This is a genomic window from Haemophilus haemolyticus, from assembly GCF_003493685.1.
Lineage (GTDB): Bacteria > Pseudomonadota > Gammaproteobacteria > Enterobacterales > Pasteurellaceae > Haemophilus > Haemophilus haemolyticus_O.
In genome coordinates this window covers 1-17513 of sequence record NZ_QQJW01000016.1, presented here as the reverse complement: position 1 = coordinate 17513, position 17513 = coordinate 1, and the positions used below count along the sequence as shown (strand labels likewise).

At 37.7% G+C, this 17513-nt stretch carries 18 protein-coding genes, 1 other RNA gene and 1 pseudogene; 7 read left to right on the top strand and 13 right to left on the bottom strand.

All coding sequences use genetic code 11. From position 1 onward, the window contains the following. Positions 1–22 precede the first annotated feature (22 nt). The 3 genes from ftsZ (at position 23) to DV434_RS09920 (ending at position 3528) form a co-directional block, all read left to right on the top strand. On the top strand, positions 23–1285 hold the full coding sequence (gene ftsZ / locus DV434_RS09930) for a cell division protein FtsZ (RefSeq protein ID WP_005637676.1): 1263 nt from the start codon (positions 23–25) through the stop codon (positions 1283–1285). Positions 1286–1328: 43 nt separating this feature from the next. Beyond that, positions 1329–2246, top strand: a complete 918-nt coding sequence (lpxC, locus tag DV434_RS09925) for a UDP-3-O-acyl-N-acetylglucosamine deacetylase (protein WP_005630366.1) — start codon at positions 1329–1331, stop codon at positions 2244–2246. A 124-nt stretch (positions 2247–2370) separates the two neighbouring features. After that, positions 2371–3528: a chorismate mutase gene (locus DV434_RS09920; RefSeq protein ID WP_005635006.1), complete on the top strand. Its 1158-nt coding sequence runs from the start codon at positions 2371–2373 to the stop codon at positions 3526–3528. 39 nt (positions 3529–3567) lie between these two features. On the opposite strand, the gene rapZ is transcribed toward DV434_RS09920, so the two are convergent. From rapZ to yjgA, 6 genes are read right to left on the bottom strand one after another with little or no spacing between them, the layout of a single operon-like run. Then, positions 3568–4425, bottom strand: a complete 858-nt coding sequence (gene rapZ / locus DV434_RS09915) for an RNase adapter RapZ (protein ID WP_118786012.1) — start codon at positions 4423–4425, stop codon at positions 3568–3570. 15 nt (positions 4426–4440) lie between these two features. Further along, positions 4441–4935: a PTS IIA-like nitrogen regulatory protein PtsN gene (gene ptsN, locus DV434_RS09910; protein WP_118786011.1), complete on the bottom strand. Its 495-nt coding sequence runs from the start codon at positions 4933–4935 to the stop codon at positions 4441–4443. Positions 4936–4937: 2 nt separating this feature from the next. Then, on the bottom strand, positions 4938–5663 hold the full coding sequence (lptB, locus tag DV434_RS09905) for an LPS export ABC transporter ATP-binding protein (protein WP_118786010.1): 726 nt from the start codon (positions 5661–5663) through the stop codon (positions 4938–4940). 3 nt (positions 5664–5666) lie between these two features. Further along, on the bottom strand, positions 5667–6185 hold the full coding sequence (gene lptA / locus DV434_RS09900) for a lipopolysaccharide transport periplasmic protein LptA (protein ID WP_046942790.1): 519 nt from the start codon (positions 6183–6185) through the stop codon (positions 5667–5669). Beyond that, the gene (gene lptC / locus DV434_RS09895) at positions 6166–6774 is read right to left on the bottom strand and encodes an LPS export ABC transporter periplasmic protein LptC (RefSeq protein ID WP_118786009.1); all 609 of its coding nucleotides are present in this window, start codon (positions 6772–6774) and stop codon (positions 6166–6168) included. Before lptC ends, lptA begins: the two co-directional genes overlap by 20 nt. A 48-nt stretch (positions 6775–6822) precedes the next feature. Further along, entirely contained in the window at positions 6823–7359 is a 537-nt protein-coding gene (gene yjgA, locus DV434_RS09890) for a ribosome biogenesis factor YjgA (RefSeq protein WP_118786008.1), read from the bottom strand. An 88-nt stretch (positions 7360–7447) separates the two neighbouring features. Here yjgA and pmbA point away from each other — a divergent pair, with 88 nt between their 5' ends. Further along, complete coding sequence (gene pmbA / locus DV434_RS09885) at positions 7448–8803, top strand: metalloprotease PmbA (protein WP_118786007.1); 1356 nt, start codon at positions 7448–7450, stop codon at positions 8801–8803. A gap of 210 nt (positions 8804–9013) precedes the next feature. Next, a complete protein-coding gene (hpt, locus tag DV434_RS09880) occupies positions 9014–9553 on the top strand; it encodes a hypoxanthine phosphoribosyltransferase (RefSeq protein ID WP_118786006.1) in 540 nt (179 codons plus the stop codon). Between the two features lie 55 nt (positions 9554–9608). On the opposite strand, the gene nrdG is transcribed toward hpt, so the two are convergent. Further along, complete coding sequence (nrdG, locus tag DV434_RS09875; RefSeq protein WP_050822885.1) at positions 9609–10076, bottom strand: anaerobic ribonucleoside-triphosphate reductase-activating protein; 468 nt, start codon at positions 10074–10076, stop codon at positions 9609–9611. Positions 10077–10204: 128 nt separating this feature from the next. Here nrdG and ffs point away from each other — a divergent pair. Next, positions 10205–10303: signal recognition particle sRNA small type (ffs, locus tag DV434_RS09870), an RNA gene on the top strand. A 20-nt stretch (positions 10304–10323) separates the two neighbouring features. Here ffs and cydC read toward each other — a convergent pair. The 6 genes from cydC to DV434_RS09840 all read right to left on the bottom strand — a co-directional run bounded on the left by cydC (position 10324) and on the right by DV434_RS09840 (position 17262). Beyond that, the gene (gene cydC, locus DV434_RS09865) at positions 10324–12054 is read right to left on the bottom strand and encodes a heme ABC transporter ATP-binding protein/permease CydC (protein ID WP_118786005.1); all 1731 of its coding nucleotides are present in this window, start codon (positions 12052–12054) and stop codon (positions 10324–10326) included. After that, a complete protein-coding gene (gene cydD, locus DV434_RS09860) occupies positions 12054–13814 on the bottom strand; it encodes a heme ABC transporter permease/ATP-binding protein CydD (RefSeq protein ID WP_118786004.1) in 1761 nt (586 codons plus the stop codon). Before cydD ends, cydC begins: the two co-directional genes overlap by 1 nt. 61 nt (positions 13815–13875) lie before the next feature. Then, positions 13876–14832 (bottom strand): thioredoxin-disulfide reductase, encoded by a 957-nt coding sequence (gene trxB, locus DV434_RS09855; protein ID WP_118786003.1) that lies wholly within the window; start codon positions 14830–14832, stop codon positions 13876–13878. 109 nt (positions 14833–14941) lie between these two features. Then, positions 14942–15799, bottom strand: a complete 858-nt coding sequence (locus DV434_RS09850) for a co-chaperone YbbN (RefSeq protein WP_118786002.1) — start codon at positions 15797–15799, stop codon at positions 14942–14944. 78 nt (positions 15800–15877) lie between these two features. Beyond that, on the bottom strand, positions 15878–16849 hold the full coding sequence (gene hemH / locus DV434_RS09845; RefSeq protein ID WP_118786001.1) for a ferrochelatase: 972 nt from the start codon (positions 16847–16849) through the stop codon (positions 15878–15880). Beyond that, positions 16846–17262, bottom strand: a complete 417-nt coding sequence (locus tag DV434_RS09840) for a hotdog fold thioesterase (protein ID WP_118786000.1) — start codon at positions 17260–17262, stop codon at positions 16846–16848. Before DV434_RS09840 ends, hemH begins: the two co-directional genes overlap by 4 nt. 176 nt (positions 17263–17438) lie before the next feature. Here DV434_RS09840 and DV434_RS09835 point away from each other — a divergent pair. Further along, a pseudogene (locus DV434_RS09835) lies at positions 17439–17513 on the top strand (IS1595 family transposase); the annotation flags it as partial.

The window sequence follows — 17513 nt, the reverse complement described above, 5'->3', positions numbered from 1 at the left end:
CTGGCCTTAACGGAGAACATCGATGTTATACCCAGAGTACCCTGAGTACGATAATTTTAATGAGTCCGGCGCACTGATCAAAGTTGTAGGTGTTGGCGGCGGTGGCGGTAATGCTGTAAATCATATGGTTATGAGTATGGTCAAGCAAGAAATGGGTGGAACTTATTTAGGTGAAAGCTCATTAACTTCAGAAGAGCATGGTCGTATTATTTTTTATGCTGTAAATACAGACGCTCAAGCATTACGTAAAAGCCAAGTTCAACAAACCGTACAAATTGGTGGAGAAACTACCAAAGGTTTAGGTGCAGGGGCAAATCCAAATGTTGGTCGTAAGGCTGCTGAAGATGATCAGGAAGAAATTCGCAAAATGCTTGAAGGTGCGGATATGGTCTTTATTGCAGCTGGTATGGGCGGTGGTACTGGTACTGGTGCAGCGCCTGTTGTCGCAAAAATTGCTAAAGAATTGGGCATTTTAACTGTTGCTGTTGTGACCAAACCGTTTGCTTTTGAAGGCAAAAAGCGAATGCAATTTGCAGAGCTTGGTATTAAAGATTTAGCTCAGTATGTTGATTCGATGATTATTATTCCTAATCAACAAATCCAAAAAGTTCTCCCTAAAAATGCTAAATTAATTGATGCTTTTGCTGCAGCAAACGATGTGTTACGTAATTCGGTTATGGGCATTTCGGATATGATTACATCGCCTGGCCTAATCAATGTGGACTTTGCCGATGTAAGAACAGTTATGTCTGAAATGGGGCAAGCGATGATTGGTTTCGGTTCTGCTATTGGTGCTGCAGGTGAGGGTAGAGCAGAAGAAGCCGCTCGTATTGCAGTGCGTAATGATTTATTGGAAAAAATCGATCTTTCTAATGCTAAGGGTATTTTAGTAAACATCACAGCTGGTATGGATCTTTCTTTCGAAGAATTTAATATTGTTGGTGAAACTGTCGGTAGCTTTGCTTCAGAAGATGCAACAGTGGTTATTGGTACGAGTTTAGTGCCTGAGATGAGCGATGAAATTCGAGTGACTATTGTGGCAACAGGATTGGGGGAAATCGCCCCAACTGAGTCTGTTCAAGTATTGCGTCCTTCTCGTCCAGTTGAGCCAGAAGGTACAGGTCGCGTAAATATTGTGCCTGATATACATACTCGTGAGCCAGTAGAAACTCAGAAAACTCCAGCAGAAGAATATCATCGTCCGTTGGATAAACCTATCACTGATCGTTTAGAAGCATTTAAGAAAAACAGTTTCTTTAATCCAGCGCAACGTGAAGAAAATTAATTTAATTGGTTTTGAGAAATACCTGGAATATTAAGGTAGTAGAATGATTAAACAAAGAACATTAAAACAAAGTATTAAAGTAACAGGTGTTGGTTTACATAGCGGTAAGAAAGTGACTTTAACATTACGTCCGGCTATGCCAAATACAGGTGTTGTTTACTATCGTACAGATTTAAATCCTGCAGTGGCATTTCCTGCTGATCCTAATTCCGTACGTGATACAATGCTTTGTACCGCATTAATTAATGAGCAAGGTGTACGAATTTCTACCGTTGAACATTTGAATGCTGCACTATCAGGTCTTGGGATTGATAATATCATTATTGAGGTTGATGCGCCTGAGATTCCTATTATGGATGGTAGCGCAAGTCCATTTATTTATTTGTTGTTAGATGCTGGAATTGAAGAACAAAATGCACCTAAGAAATTTATTCGTATTAAAGAATATGTTCGAGTTGAAGATGGTGATAAATGGGCTGAATTTAAACCTTACAATGGTTTCCGTTTAGATTTCACTATTGATTTTGATCATCCCGCTATTGGCAAAAATGTTCGTAATTATGTCATGGATTTCTCTGCTCAAGCATTTGTTCATCAAATTAGTCGAGCAAGAACATTTGGTTTCATGAAAGATATAGAATATCTTCAATCTCAAGGTTTAGCATTAGGTGGTAGCCTTGATAATGCCATTGTTCTTGATGATTATAGAATTTTAAATGAAGATGGCTTACGCTTTAAAGATGAACTTGTTCGTCATAAAATGTTAGACGCAATTGGCGATCTTTATATGGCTGGTTATAACATTATTGGTGATTTTAAAGCTTATAAGTCTGGTCATGGTTTAAATAACAAGTTACTACGTGCAGTATTAGCAAATCAAGAAGCGTGGGAGTTTGTAACTTTCGAAGATAAAGAACAAGTACCGCAAGGATACGTTGCGCCTGTTCAAGTATTTATCTAATCATTTTATTTTTGAAAAAGCTATATTTCTGCTAAGAAGTATAGCTTTTTTATTTTCATCGCACTTTAAATGACTAAGGCTTAAAAGTGCGGTTTGTTTTTCTTATTTTTTATAAGGGGATGCTATGAAGCTAGAATTATCTGAAATTCGCCAACAAATTACGCAAATAGATCGTAGTTTATTAAAATTGCTTTCTGAGCGTCATCGTTTAGCTTTCGATGTAGTGAGAAGTAAAGAGATCTCGCAAAAAGCTTTGCGTGATGTAGAGCGAGAACAGCAACTTTTACAAGAATTAGTTCAATTTTCAGAAAATGAGAATTATCAACTTGAACCACAATATATTACTTCAATTTTCCAAAAAATTATTGAAGATTCAGTATTGACCCAGCAAGTCTATTTGCAGAATAAACTTAATGAACAACGCAATCAAAATTTACATATTGCTTTTTTAGGTAAGAGAGGGTCTTATTCAAATTTAGCTGCACGTAATTATGCTGCTCGTTATCAAAAACAATTTGTAGAACTAGGATGTCAGTCTTTTGAGCAAGTATTTGAAAAAGTGCAAAATGGTGAAGCGGATTTTGGCGTATTGCCTTTAGAAAATACAACATCAGGCGCTATTAATGAAGTCTATGATTTGCTCCAGCATACTGACTTATCATTGGTAGGTGAGCTCGCTTATCCAATTCAGCATTGTGTTTTGGTAAATGGCACAACTGAATTAAGTGAAATTGATACTTTATATAGTCATCCCCAAGTGATCCAACAATGTAGTCAATTTATACATAGTCTTGATCGAGTACATATTGAATATTGTGAAAGTAGCTCTCATGCAATGCAACTTATTGCAAGTTTAAATAAGCCGAATATTGCGGCATTAGGGAATGAAGATGGTGGTAAATTGTATGGGCTTAGTGTATTAAAAACTAATATTGCTAATCAAGAGAACAATATTACGCGTTTTATTGTTGTTGCTAAAGAACAGCGTGAGGTTTCACCACAGATACCGGCAAAAACATTATTGCTAATGACAACTTCACAGCAAATTGGCTCATTAGTTGATGCACTTTTAGTTTTCAAAAAACATCAAATTAATATGACAAAATTAGAGTCTCGTCCAATTTATGGGAAACCTTGGGAAGAAATGTTTTATCTCGAAATAGAAGCGAATATCCATCATCCTGATATTCAGCAAGCTTTGGAAGAGTTAAAGAATTGTAGTAATTATCTAAAGATTTTAGGTTGTTATCCTAGCGAGATTGTAAAACCAGTTAATTTATAAGAACGTGCGGTCAATAAAATTATTTTTGACCGCACTTTTTTATGCCTTTTTATTTCGTTCTAAAGATTTGTGCTGAATTTGGACGATTTTCCCTTTAGCTTGAAAATATTCGCCTAACTGCTGTGCAATATAAACGGAGCGGTGTTTTCCCCCAGTACATCCAATGGCAATAGTTAAATAGCTACGATTGTTTTTTTCTAACATTGGCAACCAAGTATCAATATAGTTACGAGTGAGGTAGATAAATTCATTTACTTGCGTGTGACTATTCAGAAATTCTGCTACTGGCGCATCTAATCCTGTCATTGGGCGTAATGTTGGATCCCAATGGGGGTTAGGTAAGAAACGTACATCGAAAACATAATCAGCGTCTAAAGGAATTCCATATTTAAAGCCAAAAGATTCAACAATGATTTTTAGTTCTTTATCACTATTTCCTCGTAAAAATTCACGTAGGCGTTCCGCAAGGGTATGAGTAGAAAGATGGGTAGTATCAATAATAAAGTTTGCGTGTTGAATTAATGGCTCAAGGTAGCGATATTCTTCATCAATTGCGGCTTCAAGAGATAGATCTTTCAAGGAAAGTGGGTGCAGACGGCGTGAATCGCTATAACGACGAATCAATGTGCCACGATCTGTTTCAAGGAAAATAATCTTTAATTGATGATATTTTTGTAAGGTATTTAGAGTTTGTTCGAGAGTATTGGCTGAATTAGGAATATTACGAATATCAAGGCTGATTGCGACCGAAGATTGGGATTGAGATAGAATATCAGTCAATTGAGGAAGTAAATCTAGAGGAATATTATCAACACAATAATATCCGGCATCTTCTAATGCTCGTAAGGCTACGGATTTTCCTGCGCCAGAACGTCCACTAATAATGATAATTTCCATAATTTCCCCTTTAAATTATTCTTGGGTTTCTTCAGGCGAAGTTTCTGCTCTATCTGAAATCTCAAAAACTTGCCAAATTTCATCCGCACTTTTGGCTGAACGTAATTGTTTTAACATATTTTTATCGGTAAGTTTTTCGATTAATGATGCCAATATAGGGATGTATGTTTCGCACTGATTCTCTGGAATAAGTATAGCAAAAATTAAATCTACAGGTTTACCATCAAGCGAATCATAATTAATTGGGTTATCCAATTGCATAAACATGGCAATTGCTTTGTTACATACCTCAAGAGGAATTTTCGCCTTAGGCATTGCTATGCCATTGCCTAGCCCTGAGTTACCCAGTTTTTCGCGTTCAAAAAGGGATTCAAAGCACGCTTGCTCACCTTTATCACGGTGAAGTTTTTCTTCTACAAAATGTGCGATAGATTCAAATAATCGTTTTTTGCTAGAAAAACTAACGCCCTGACGAATATTCTCAGGGCTTAATAGTTCAGTTATTTTCATTTTTATAATTTGAATTGTTCGCCCAAATAAACGCGTTTAACGTGTTCATCGTTCATAACTTGTTCTGGTGTGCCTGTTGCGATAATTTTGCCTTCGCCAACAATATAAGCGCGTTCACATACATCAAGTGTTTCACGTACATTATGATCGGTAATCAAAACACCTAATCCTCGGTTACGTAAGTCGGTGATGATTTTCTTAATATCGCTCACAGAAATTGGATCTACACCAGCAAATGGCTCATCTAATAGAATAAACTTGGGATTTGCAGCTAATGCTCGTGCGATTTCAACTCGACGACGTTCACCGCCAGATAATGACTGACCTAAACTATCCCGAATATGGCCAATATTAAATTCCTCAATCAACTCATCAGCTTTTTCTCGACGTTGTTGAGTGGTTAAATCTTTGCGTATTTCTAATACAGCCATTAGATTTTCGTATACAGTCAAACGGCGAAAAATAGAGGCTTCTTGTGGCAAATAACCGATTCCACGTTGCGCACGATTATGCATGGGGAGCAAACTAATGTCTTCTCCGTCAATAATAATTTTACCTTGATCTTGGCGAACTAATCCGACAACCATGTAGAAGGTTGTTGTTTTCCCAGCGCCGTTTGGTCCGAGCAAACCGACAATTTCATTAGAGTTTACGGTTAAACTTACATCCGAAACAACTTTACGGTTTTTATAGCTCTTAGCTAAATTTTCAGCAGTCAGAATTGACATAAATTACTTCCCTTTAGCTTGTTGTAATTGCGATGGAATAAGGACTGTTGTTACACGTGATTTTCCATTGCCATTAGCTTTAAGTTGCTGTTTTTTCACATCGTAGGTAATTAGTTGTCCATTAATCTTACTATCAAGTTGCTTTAATTCAGCATTGTCAGTTAATGTCAAAAATTCAGTACCAAGATCATAGTGAACTTTGTTTGCTTTCCCATCCACTGGCTTACCATTATCTAGCTGTTGATGGAATGTTACTGGAGTACCAAATGCTTCTACGGTTTCTTTTTTACCTGAATTTTCAGGTGGGCGTGTAATGACAACTTTATTTGCCTTGATTAAAATTGAACCCTGAGTAATTGAAACATTATCAGTAAAAGTGACAACACTTTTTTCCATATCTAATGATTGATTATCAGAAACAATGTTAATTGGTTGATTCGTATCATCTTTCAATGCTAAAGCAGAGAAAGAGGTCATGATTAATGCCGCGAGTAAAATAATTTTATTGTTTGTTAATTTCATAATATGTTTTTACCTGTTCTTTTAATGTTGCAATTTGTTGGCGTAGATTACCAATCATTTTTAAGCCAGTTGAGTTAAAATTTTGTCCGTTTATTTTCACCATTGTACCTGATGAAATATCTTGAGTTTTTAAGTTAACCTCTGCAACTTGTGTTTCGATTCGCTGTAACCGAGAAGTTGGTTCTAAACTTTCAGCAACGACATCACCCTCTAAATAAAGCATTTCATCTTTCGTCAATTTGGCTTTTTTTGCGCTAAGTTTCCAACTTTGTGATTCTAATAATTTTGCTGAATGATTTGATTTTTCAGCATTATTAGATGTAGAGACATCGAATAAGTACACCAAAGGCATTTCAAACTCAGTATGGCCATCAACCGTATAATGTTTCACTTTGTCTGCAGTCGAAAGATATTGTTTCTTACCTTCAGGGGAAAACACCGTAGTTTCCATTTTATTTCCAATATAATCAGGACTATCTGGTTTTTTTACTAAGTTTGACAAATCAGGTTTATCGCTATTTAAAGAATAAAACCATCCTAGCGAACCGAGAGCGATAAGACCCAAAATTACATTCCAACGAATATTCATATTTTTAAATTTATTACTCGAAAAGTGCGGATGAAAATTTAATATTTTTTAATCTTCTAACATCAATGCTTTGAGCATTTGATAAATTTCTCGATAGGCTTTCGATGGTTTATTTTGCTCACGTTCTTTTTGTGCCGAACGAATAAGATTACGTAGTTGTTGACGATCTACATCGGGATAATCATTGAATAAATTGGTTAGAGCCACGTCACCTTTTTCTACTAATTCATCCCGCACTTTCTCGATTTTGTGCAGCATAGCCTGCTGTTGATTATGTTTATTTTCGATTTTATCTAATGCTTCACGAATGAGCTCAACATCAATTCCTCGAAATAATTTTCCGATATACTGTAATTGACGGCGACGAGCTTCTTTTTGTAAACGCTGTGCAAGTTCAATGGCATCAAGTAAGGATTCATCAAGTGGGATTTTGGCAAGATTAGCTTTGGTTAAATTTACAATCTTTTCACCAAGTTGTTTTAAATCTTCAGCATCGCGTTTGATTTCGCTTTTACTTACCCAAATAATTTCTTCTTGGTCTTCATCTTCCCAATCGAAAGCTTCTTTTTTCTTACGTTTCGCCATAATTTCTCTCAACTAAAATTTGGCGCGTATTTTAGCACAAAGTTTCAAAATAATATAAAATGTGACAAATTTTTAACGGGAAAAAATAATGAAAATAGCCGAAAATCAAACCGCACTTTTGAAAGCTCAAGAACAAGAATTACGTCAAGCAGTTAGCTTTGCTGTTGAATTAGCAACAAAATCAGGCGCGACTGCAGAAGTCGCCGTCACTAAAGTGAGCGGATTGTCAGTATCCACACGCTTGCAAGAAATTGAAAATGTTGAATTTACTAATGATGGTGCATTGGGGATCTCCGTTTATATAGGACAACAAAAAGGCAATGCATCAACATCAGATTTAAGTGAAGGCGCTATTCGAAACGCAGTGGAAGCCGCACTTGCTATTGCAAAATACACTTCACCCGATGATTGCACAGGCCTTGCAGATAAGGATTTAATGGCTTTTGATGCGCCTGATTTAGAACTTTATCATGCTGCTGATGTGGATGTTGATAAAGCAACAGAGCTTGCACTTCAGGCTGAAAAGGCGGCTTTAGAGGCGGATGAGCGTATTATAAATAGTAATGGTGCAAGTTTTAATTCACATACAGGCGTGAAAGTGTATGGAAATAGTCATGGCATGTTGCAAAGTTATTTATCAAGCCGTTATTCCTTATCTTGTTCGGTTATTGGTGGCATAGAAGATGCCTTAGAAAATGATTACGAATATACAATTTCTCGTGAATTTGACAAACTCCAATCGCCAATTTGGGTTGGAGAAAATTGTGCAAAGAAAGTCGTTTCTCGTTTAAATCCTCAAAAATTGAGTACACGAGAAGTGCCTGTCATTTTCTTAAATGATGTTGCAACGGGTCTTATTTCTCACTTTGCCGCTGCAATAAGTGGTGGCAGTTTATATAGAAAATCAAGTTTCTTGCTCGAACATTTGGGTAAACAGGTCTTACCAGATTGGTTCAATATCAGTGAGAGACCACATTTATTACGCCGTTTAGCTTCTACGCCTTTTGATAGTGAAGGTGTTCGTACGCAAGATCGTGAAATTGTCGAAGACGGGATATTACAAACTTATTTAGTGACAAGTTACAGCGGTAAAAAACTTGGTATGCCAAGCACAGGGCACGCTGGAGGCATTCACAACTGGCTTGTTAAGCCAAATTTAACGGGCGGATTGACCGCACTTTTACGTCAAATGGGAACGGGATTGTTAGTAACGGATGTCATGGGACAAGGTGTCAATATCGTTACAGGTGATTATTCGCGTGGTGCATCAGGTTTTTGGGTGGAAAATGGTCAAATTCAATATCCAGTCGCCGAAATTACTATTGCGGGACAATTGCAAGATATGTTGAAGAATATGGTTGCTGTAGCGGATGATATAGAGCATCGTTCTAACATCCAAACGGGTTCTATTTTGTTAGATAAAATGAAAATTTCAGGAAATTAAGAATATTTTTGAAGTTGAGAATAATTCTTATTGACAATGGATAAATATCTGTTACTATACGCACATCTGTTAAGCGATTGCAGGTTGCTCCAACAGGTAGAGTAGAAAGTAAATTCGTTAGGGTTCAAAAAGGCTGAAGGTTTAAACTTCAGCCTTTTTTTTGTAAAATAGCAAACGATTTTATCCCCTGTCATTTCATAAGGAAACACAATGAAAAAACACCACATTGACGTTTTAATCTCAGAGAACGATGTTCATGCTCGTATTGCTGAATTAGGTGCTCAAATCACAAAATTTTATCAAGAAAAACATATCGATAGCCTTGTTGTTGTGGGGCTTTTACGTGGTTCCTTTATGTTTATGGCGGATATTGTTCGTCAGATAAATTTACCAGTGGAAATTGAATTTATGACAACTTCAAGTTATGGCACAGGCATGACTACGAATCACGACGTTCGTATTACCAAAGATTTAGATGGCGATATAAAAGGTAAACACGTTTTAATTGTGGAAGATATTATTGATACGGGCTATACGTTGGAAAAAGTGCGTGATATTTTGAATTTGCGTGAGCCTGATAGCCTTGCAATTTGTACTTTACTTGATAAACCTTCTCGCCGCGAAGTGGAAGTACCTGTTGAATGGGTTGGTTTTGAAATTCCTGATGAATTTGTGGTGGGGTATGGTATCGATTATGCACAACGCCATCGTAATTTAGGCTACATCGGTAAAGTTGTTTTAGAAGAATAATTTGATTTTATTGAAAAGTGCGGTTGAAATTTTAAATGAATTTTTAGCCGCACTTTTATAACTTAAATCGATGAATAATTTGATTTGCTGAACCTCGCCAAACTAAACTTGGATCTGCCTGTTCTTGAATAAATTTCCCATCAATTAACACATCAATATAAGGCAACATAGCACGTTGTTGTTCGTCTAATTCATCTAGCTTATAACCCGTCCAAACCCAGATGTCTTTATCAGGGCATTCTCGTTTTACGCGTTGCACAAATGGCAATAATGTTTCTACGTTACGGGGATGAAGTGGATCGCCACCTGAAAGCGTCAGCCCTTGGCGTTTAATGCGTGTGTCTTTTAAATCATTGATGATTTGTTGTTCCATTGCGTCATCAAATAATACACCCGCTGAAAATGACCAACTTTTTTGGTTATAGCAACCTTTGCAAGCATGTGTACATCCACTGACGAAAAGTGTGCATCTTGTACCTTCGCCATTGATAACATCGGTCGGGTAGTATTGGAGGTAGTTCATTTCATTAAAATCCTGAAAATGTGGCTTAAATTCTCGCCAAATTCACCGCACTTTTGAATTAGTCTTTGCAATACGGCGGTAATTTTTGCATAATAGCGCGGAATCGCATTGCGATATCAATGGAAACCTTCTCGGTCTCTCGCAACGGTGTCTGGTTTACTCGGTCAGGTCCGGAAGGAAGCAGCCAAAGTCGGAATTACTGTGTGCCGAGAAGAAGCTGGGAAGGTTTCCGCCCAACTTTCTTTTCTTATACTCGCTCAATCAATCTTTTAAAGAACCCATTTTCTTTTGTGATTAAACTATTGTAATCGCCTTCTTCGATTAATCTTCCGTTATCAATTACACAAATTTTATCGAATTGTTCAATTGAACTGAGACGGTGAGTGACCATAATTAGGGTTTTATTTTCGGCATGTTGCAGAATTAAACGTAAAATTTGACGTTCAGTTTCGCGATCTAAGCCTTCTGTCGGTTCATCCAATAATAAAATTGGTGCATTATTGAGTAAAATACGTGCTAAACCTAAACGGCGTTGTTCCCCACCAGAAAGTGGACGACCGCCATCCCCAAGCCAAAGCTCTAAACCTTTTCCTTCTTGCTCAAGTAATTTTCTTAAACCAACTTGATGTAGCACTTCAATCATTTTCTCATCAGAAATTTCATCCGCACTTGCAAATTGTAAATTTTGACGAAGTGTATCGCTGAATACGTGAACACGTTGAGTTAAAAAACAAATTTGGCCGCGTAATGTCTCTTCTGAATAGGCGGAAATGGGTTTTTCTGCCAATAAAAGCTCACCTTGATTCGCATCATAATTGCGTACTAAAAGTTGAAGAAGTGAAGATTTTCCACTTCCAGTTTTGCCTAAAATAGCAATTTTTTGGCCTTGTTCTAAATCTAATGTAAGATTTTTTAATACAAGCGTTTCTTGCCCTGGATAGGAAAAACTTAAATCCTTCGCAGAAATCAACCGCACTTTTGTTTCAAATTTCTCGTTACCATTAAACTCAACAAGCGGTTTTTGCTCAATGATTTCAGTCACGCGTTCTGCAGCCGCAATAACTTGACCTATATGTAAAAATACCGCACCCAATGGCATGATGATCTCAAAGGCTGCAAGTGCAGCAAAAGTGAAAAGTGCAATATAAGCCGTGTGGTATTCATCTGTGCCAAAATCGGCGTTACTTGCAAACCATAGCATTCCAGAAATCAACAAACCATTAAGAAAGAGAATAAGTGCGGTAGAAAATCCGCTTAATTTTGCTTCTTTGGCTTGATCTTCCTGCCATGTTTTTTCTGTGACTGACATTTTCTCTTTTAATTTATCTTCTGCATTAAATAATAAAAGCTCGGCTTGTGCTTGGATAAATTCTAAAAACTGGGTTCGATAGGTCGCGCGTGCTTGGATTAAACGTTCACCAAATTCCTGTCCTAGTCGATAGAAAACAGTTGGGATAATTATTAATAAAATTAACAAAAATAAACCTAAACCAAGTGCTAGTGGAATATTGACGAAGCTGAGTCCAATCGTCATAGCAATGATTACAAATACAGCAGTGAAAAATGGCGCAAGTAAACGTAAATAGAGGCTATCAAGCGTATCAACATCAGACACCAAACGATTTAATAAATCGCTGTTGCGATAACGATTTAATACCGCTGGGCTTAAAGGAATGATTTTTTCAAATACTTGCACGCGTAATTTGGACAAAATGCGGAATGTTGCATCATGCGTCACTATTTTTTCAAAATAGCGCATGACGGTTCGCCCGATAGCTAAACCCCGCACACTGGCTGAAGGGTAGAAAAAGTTAAATAGCGTGCCTAGTCCTGCAATGGCTGTAGCAGCTAAAAACCAGCCTGAAACGGTAAGCAAGCCCATGCTAGAGCCCAAGCCTAAAATCATCAGCACCAAGCCTAAAATAAGAGGAAATTTGGCAAATTTAAATAAACGTATAAACGGAAGTAATGTGTGCATTATTGGATATCCTGTTGTCGTTGAGCGAGTAGTTCAGCAAAGAAACCTTCATGTTGTAATTCGGCAAATTTACCTTGCTGTACTATTTCTCCTCGTTGCATCACAAAAATTTGATCACATTGTTTCAAATCTTCAATTCGGTGGGTAATCATCAGCGTAGTTTGATGCTGGCTTGCTTCATTCAATGCTTGTAAAACAAGATTTTCTGATTGCGCATCTAAGCTTGCGGTTGGCTCATCGAGCAGAAGTAAATCGCCTTTGCGTAACAGTGCACGAGCAATGGCAAGGCGTTGCGCTTGTCCCACAGAAACGCCTAATCCACCATCTTTTATTTCGTGATGAAGCCCAAGTTTATCGGTAAATTCTTTCGCTTGAGAGCGTATTAACGCTTGATTAATTTCTTCATCGTTGGCTTGAACATCGCCAAGTAGTAGGTTTTCTTTAATTGTGCCTTGTAATAACAATGGATTTTGTCCTACCCACGCAATATGTTTGCGCCAGTCAGCTAGATTGCTTTCGCGAAGTTCTTGCCCATTAATTTTGAGAGAGCCCTCATAAGGTAAAAAGCCCAAAATTACATTCATTAATGAGGTTTTCCCTGCGCCACTTTGTCCTACAAGTGCAACATTGTGATTTGCTGGGATTTGGAAATTTAACGGCTTGGTTAACGCTGAACCCTGTGTAGAGAGCACCACTAAATTTTCGGCAGAAATTTCAACCGCACTTTCTAAGGAAATCGCTTTTTCATTTTGATGTACAGTTAAATAATCAGATTCTAAGAAATCAACAATGGCATCTGCTGCACCAATACCCGCTGCTCGGTCGTGGTAATAAGCGCCGAGATCGCGTAAGGGTTGATAAAATTCAGGTGCAAGAATTAAACAAAAGAAACCTGTGAAAAGTGTAAGCGGTGCATTATAGGTACCAAATTCAATTTGACCTAAGTAGCTAAAACCAAAATAGACCGCCATCAGTGCGATGGAAATAGAGGTAAAAAATTCCAATACGGCAGAAGAGAGAAAAGCGAGTTTTAGCACATCCATTGTGGTTTCACGGAAATCTTCAGTGGCATTTTCAATATGCTCCGTTTGTTCAGAAGTGCGGTTGAAAAGACGTAAGGTTTCCAAACCGCGTAAGCGATCTAAAAATTGGGCACTGAGGCGAGAAAGAGTATCCATATTTTTTTGGCTGTTGTCAGCCGCAGCAATACCGACAATGATCATAAACAAAGGAACAAGCGGTGCGGTAATCATTAAGATTAAGCCTGCAGCCCAGTTCAACGGAAATACCGCAATTAAAATAACGACCGGAACAATGGCTGAAAGACTTTGTTGAGGGAGAAAACGGGCATAGAAATTATGTAAGTTTTCAACTTGTTCCAACATAATGCTTGCCCAACTTCCAGCTGGTTTTTGATTGATTGTCGCAGGGCCGACAAGATGTATTTTATCCAGAATTTTTTGACGAATATGATTGCGTAATAATTGTCCGCTTTGGAAACCTATTTTTTCGCGTGCCCATAAAATAATAGCACGCATCCCAAAGCCGATAATTAGCCCGAGAAAATAAGGAATAAGTTCATCACGAGGCACATTTTGCATAATCAGTTTATCGAGCAAAGTCGCAAGAAAATAAGTTTGCGCGACTAAAATGAGTGCAGAAAGCGTAGCTAGGACAATGTTTGCGCGCATTAATTTTTTGATAGGTTCTTGTTGTGCGCGAAGCCATTTTTGTAAATATTTTTGGCGAAGTTTGTTCATAGTTTTATCGTGATATAGAAAAGTTCCCCTCTTTTAAAAAGAGGGGAATTAGTTAGAGAATTTATGCTTCTTGAGCATCTAAATAGCGTTCTGCATCCAATGCTGCCATACAACCAGTTCCCGCGGAGGTAATGGCTTGGCGATAATTGTGATCCATTACATCGCCAGCTGCGAACACGCCTTCCACAGAAGTGGCAGTTGCATTTCCTTCAAGACCAGATTTTACAACGATATAGCCATTATTCAATTCTAGTTGCCCTTGGAAAATTTCCGTATTTGGCGAGTGACCAATCGCTACGAATAAACCATCTAATTTGAGTTCTTCTTTCTCCCCAGTTTTTGTGTTGGTTAAACGTAATCCGGTTACGCCCATGTTGTCACCCAACACTTCATCTAAAGTGCGGTCAGTATGCAGAACGATTTTTCCTTCTTCCACTTTTTTGTACAAACGGTCGATAAGGATTTTTTCCGCACGGAAGCTATCGCGACGGTGGATTAAATGCACTGTACTTGCAATATTGGCTAAGTAAAGCGCTTCTTCTACCGCAGTATTTCCACCACCAATCACACCGACTGGTTTATTACGATAAAAGAAACCATCACAGGTTGCGCAAGCTGAAACCCCACGGCCTTTGTAGCCTTCTTCTGAAGGCAAGCCAATATAGCGTGCAGAAGCACCTGTTGCGATAATTAACGCATCACAAGTGAAATTTTGCACATCGCCAAAAAGTTTGAATGGGCGAGAAGATAAATCTACGCGATTGATATGATCGAAGACGATTTCTGTCTCAAATTTTTCTGCATGTTGCAACATTCGTTGCATTAAACCTGAACCAGTAGTCATCTCAAAATCACCTGGCCAGTTTTCGATTTCATCTGTGGTGGTAAGCTGGCCGCCTTGTTGCAAACCAGTCACTAATACTGGTTTTAAGTTTGCACGTGCTGCATAAATGGCTGCTGTATAACCAGCAGGGCCTGAGCCTAAAATTAAAAGTTTTGCGTGTTTGATATCTGACATAAAGAATCCTTGTTTTTCGTAAAGGGAGAATTAATTAAATTCAAGCCTATTCTAATGATTGCTATGTATGAAATTGTTCCATACACCTTATCAATTATAAACCTTTCGATTAATAGAGCAGTGAATAAAGCAATCGGCGGAACTTATTTGTTAATGGATCAGCATTGCCCATTGCACTTAAAATGGATAAAAATTGTTGTTTCACTTCACCATTCTGTGCCCCTAAATCTGTTTTTAAAATACCGAAAAGTAGTGTAAGCGCTTCTTCATTTCGTCCAGCTTGATGAAGTTGTACAGCAAGTTTTATTGCAATTTCAGCTGTTGGGTTTTTAGCATAATCGGCCTGTAATTGTTGGATTTCAGGTGTATCTGCTGCTTGAATTTGTAGCTCAATTTGTGCTTGTAATCCGTGCCAACGGCTATCACGATCTTGTAATGGAATTTGATTTAAAATTTCCTGTGCTGGCTCCGTTTTCTTCATTGCAATATAGGTTTCAGCGTAGAGCAGGGCAACATCACTATTTTTCTTATCAGAAAGTTCCCATGCATCTTTCAATAATGGCAATGCTGCTTCATAGTTTTCTACTTGCAAGAAATCTAACGCTTGCTGGAATTTTAAATCTTCTTCTTTAGGTAAAATAATGCTTAATCGTTGGATTAATGAAGATTTATCAAGCACTCCTGGAAATGCATCTAATGCCTGTGCTTCTTTAAATAAATAGGTGGTTGGTAATGCTTGGATACGGAATTGTGCGGCAATCATTTGCTCTTTTTCACAATTTACTTTTCCAAGAACAAATTGTCCTTGATATTGTTCTGCAACTTGCTCAAGTAGTGCCAAAAAATCTGCCGATTCTTTATGAGTTGGCGCGTAAAAATTGATGACAAGTGGTTTTTCTAAGGATTGTTGCAGTATTTCAGTAAGATTTTGTTCGTTGATGTCAACGATAAAAGGAAAATCAGCCATGTTTTATCCTTGTGAAAAAATAATGGCTGATTTTAGCAAAGTGCGGAAGATTTTAGAAACGTTTTACCATTTCTATTATTAAGCAAGTTTTTCTAGGATCAATTTTCCCATCATTTCAATATGTACATGCTCTACATTAAGTGCAGGAATATATTGATAAGATTGTCCACCATTTTTTAGGAAATTTTCTCGATTTTCTTTGTCAATTTCTTCAATGGTTTCTAAACAATCTACGGAGAAACCCGGACAAATAACGGCAATTTTTTGAATGTTTTGTGTTGCAGCTGATTCTAAAAATTTATCGGTATAAGGTTGTAGCCATTCTTCACGCCCAAAGCGAGATTGAAACGTCATTCCCCATTGGTTTTCTGTTAAGCCCAGCTTATTAATAACTGCAATAGTCGTTTGTTTACAATGTTCACGATAATAATCGCCCATTTTTTCATAACGCAGAGGAATACCGTGATAAGAAAATAGCAAAAACTCATCGGGTTTTAACCGCACTTTTAGTGAATCTGCTAAGGCATTAATGTAATTCTCATCGATATGATAAGAATGGATGAAATCAAAAGGCACTAATCCTCGTTCTTTTTTAAGAGCATTAGAAAATGCATCAAATACTGCGCCCGTAGTTGAGCTAGAGTATTGCGGGTAAAGAGGCAAAACAATAATTCGCTCAACTTGATTTTTAAGCAAATTTTTCACCGCACTTTGCATTGATGGATTGCCGTATGTCATGGCAATTTCTACTTGAGTATCGATATTTTGCTTATCTAAATAGGCTTGTAATGCGTCTTTTTGTTGTCGTGAAATAGCAAGTAAAGGCGAGCCTTGCGCTGTCCAAATTGCTTGATAATTTTTGGCGATACGTTTTGAACGCAATGGCAAAATAATGGCTTTGAGCAGTGGATACCATTTGCAACGTGGTAAATCTACCACGCGAGGATCCGTTAAAAATTGCCATAAATAACGGCTAATTGACTTCGGTGTCGGACTATCTGGCGTACCTAGATTGGCAAGTAATACGCCGATTTTTACTGGTTTTGTCATAAATTGATTACGGAAAGGGTTAATCTAGAAACACAACAAAGTTTATTCTCTTCTGTGCGGATGTCAATTTGCCAAATCTGGATATTTCTACCCAAATTAATTGGCGTGGCTCTCGCGGTCACTTTACCTGAACGAACTGGGCGAAGATGATTGGCATTAATATCCAATCCCACCGCAGTTTTGCCTTCTTCTAAACAAAGCGAACCCGCAAGAGAACCAATTGTTTCAGCTAAAGCAATCGAAACCCCGCCATGCAATACACCAAACGGCTGCATAGTACGATGATCCACTGGCATTGTCGCTTCAATCCAGTCCTCGCCAAAAGCAGAAATTTCAATGCCAAGATGGCTAACTGCACTGTTGGAGCAAAGTTGATTTAAGTTTTCGAGGGTAAAAGTTTTTTTCCAGAGCATTTAATCTATTCCATATTATCAATTATCTTGGCTCCACCTATTTATGGGGAGCTGCCGAAGGCTGAGAGGGGATAAATGTTCAATTTCAACATAAATTGTTTTAGGTACATTATCTATTTTTTTAAGGGGCTGTACTAGATAACGACTAAAAATCCCATTTAGGTTAGAATAAACCAATGAGAAAAAGTCGCTTAAGTCAGCATAAACAAAATAAACTCATTGAACTGTTTGTCGCAGGTGTCACAGCAAGA

Excerpts from the sequence above, each read along its gene's own strand:
- rapZ (WP_118786012.1), bottom strand. The coding sequence starts at position 4,425 with ATGGAAATTATCATTATTAGTGGACGTTCTGGCGCAGGAAAATCCGTA.
- hpt (WP_118786006.1), top strand. The coding sequence starts at position 9,014 with ATGAAAAAACACCACATTGACGTTTTAATCTCAGAGAACGATGTTCAT.
- ftsZ (WP_005637676.1), top strand. The coding sequence starts at position 23 with ATGTTATACCCAGAGTACCCTGAGTACGATAATTTTAATGAGTCCGGC.
- yjgA (WP_118786008.1), bottom strand. The coding sequence starts at position 7,359 with ATGGCGAAACGTAAGAAAAAAGAAGCTTTCGATTGGGAAGATGAAGAC.
- trxB (WP_118786003.1), bottom strand. The coding sequence starts at position 14,832 with ATGTCAGATATCAAACACGCAAAACTTTTAATTTTAGGCTCAGGCCCT.
- nrdG (WP_050822885.1), bottom strand. The coding sequence starts at position 10,076 with ATGAACTACCTCCAATACTACCCGACCGATGTTATCAATGGCGAAGGT.
- hemH (WP_118786001.1), bottom strand. The coding sequence starts at position 16,849 with ATGACAAAACCAGTAAAAATCGGCGTATTACTTGCCAATCTAGGTACG.
- lptA (WP_046942790.1), bottom strand. The coding sequence starts at position 6,185 with ATGAAATTAACAAACAATAAAATTATTTTACTCGCGGCATTAATCATG.
- cydD (WP_118786004.1), bottom strand. The coding sequence starts at position 13,814 with ATGAACAAACTTCGCCAAAAATATTTACAAAAATGGCTTCGCGCACAA.
- cydC (WP_118786005.1), bottom strand. The coding sequence starts at position 12,054 with ATGCACACATTACTTCCGTTTATACGTTTATTTAAATTTGCCAAATTT.
- ptsN (WP_118786011.1), bottom strand. The coding sequence starts at position 4,935 with ATGAAAATAACTGAACTATTAAGCCCTGAGAATATTCGTCAGGGCGTT.
- DV434_RS09920 (WP_005635006.1), top strand. The coding sequence starts at position 2,371 with ATGAAGCTAGAATTATCTGAAATTCGCCAACAAATTACGCAAATAGAT.
- DV434_RS09850 (WP_118786002.1), bottom strand. The coding sequence starts at position 15,799 with ATGGCTGATTTTCCTTTTATCGTTGACATCAACGAACAAAATCTTACT.
- lpxC (WP_005630366.1), top strand. The coding sequence starts at position 1,329 with ATGATTAAACAAAGAACATTAAAACAAAGTATTAAAGTAACAGGTGTT.
- lptB (WP_118786010.1), bottom strand. The coding sequence starts at position 5,663 with ATGTCAATTCTGACTGCTGAAAATTTAGCTAAGAGCTATAAAAACCGT.
- DV434_RS09840 (WP_118786000.1), bottom strand. The coding sequence starts at position 17,262 with ATGCTCTGGAAAAAAACTTTTACCCTCGAAAACTTAAATCAACTTTGC.
- pmbA (WP_118786007.1), top strand. The coding sequence starts at position 7,448 with ATGAAAATAGCCGAAAATCAAACCGCACTTTTGAAAGCTCAAGAACAA.
- lptC (WP_118786009.1), bottom strand. The coding sequence starts at position 6,774 with ATGAATATTCGTTGGAATGTAATTTTGGGTCTTATCGCTCTCGGTTCG.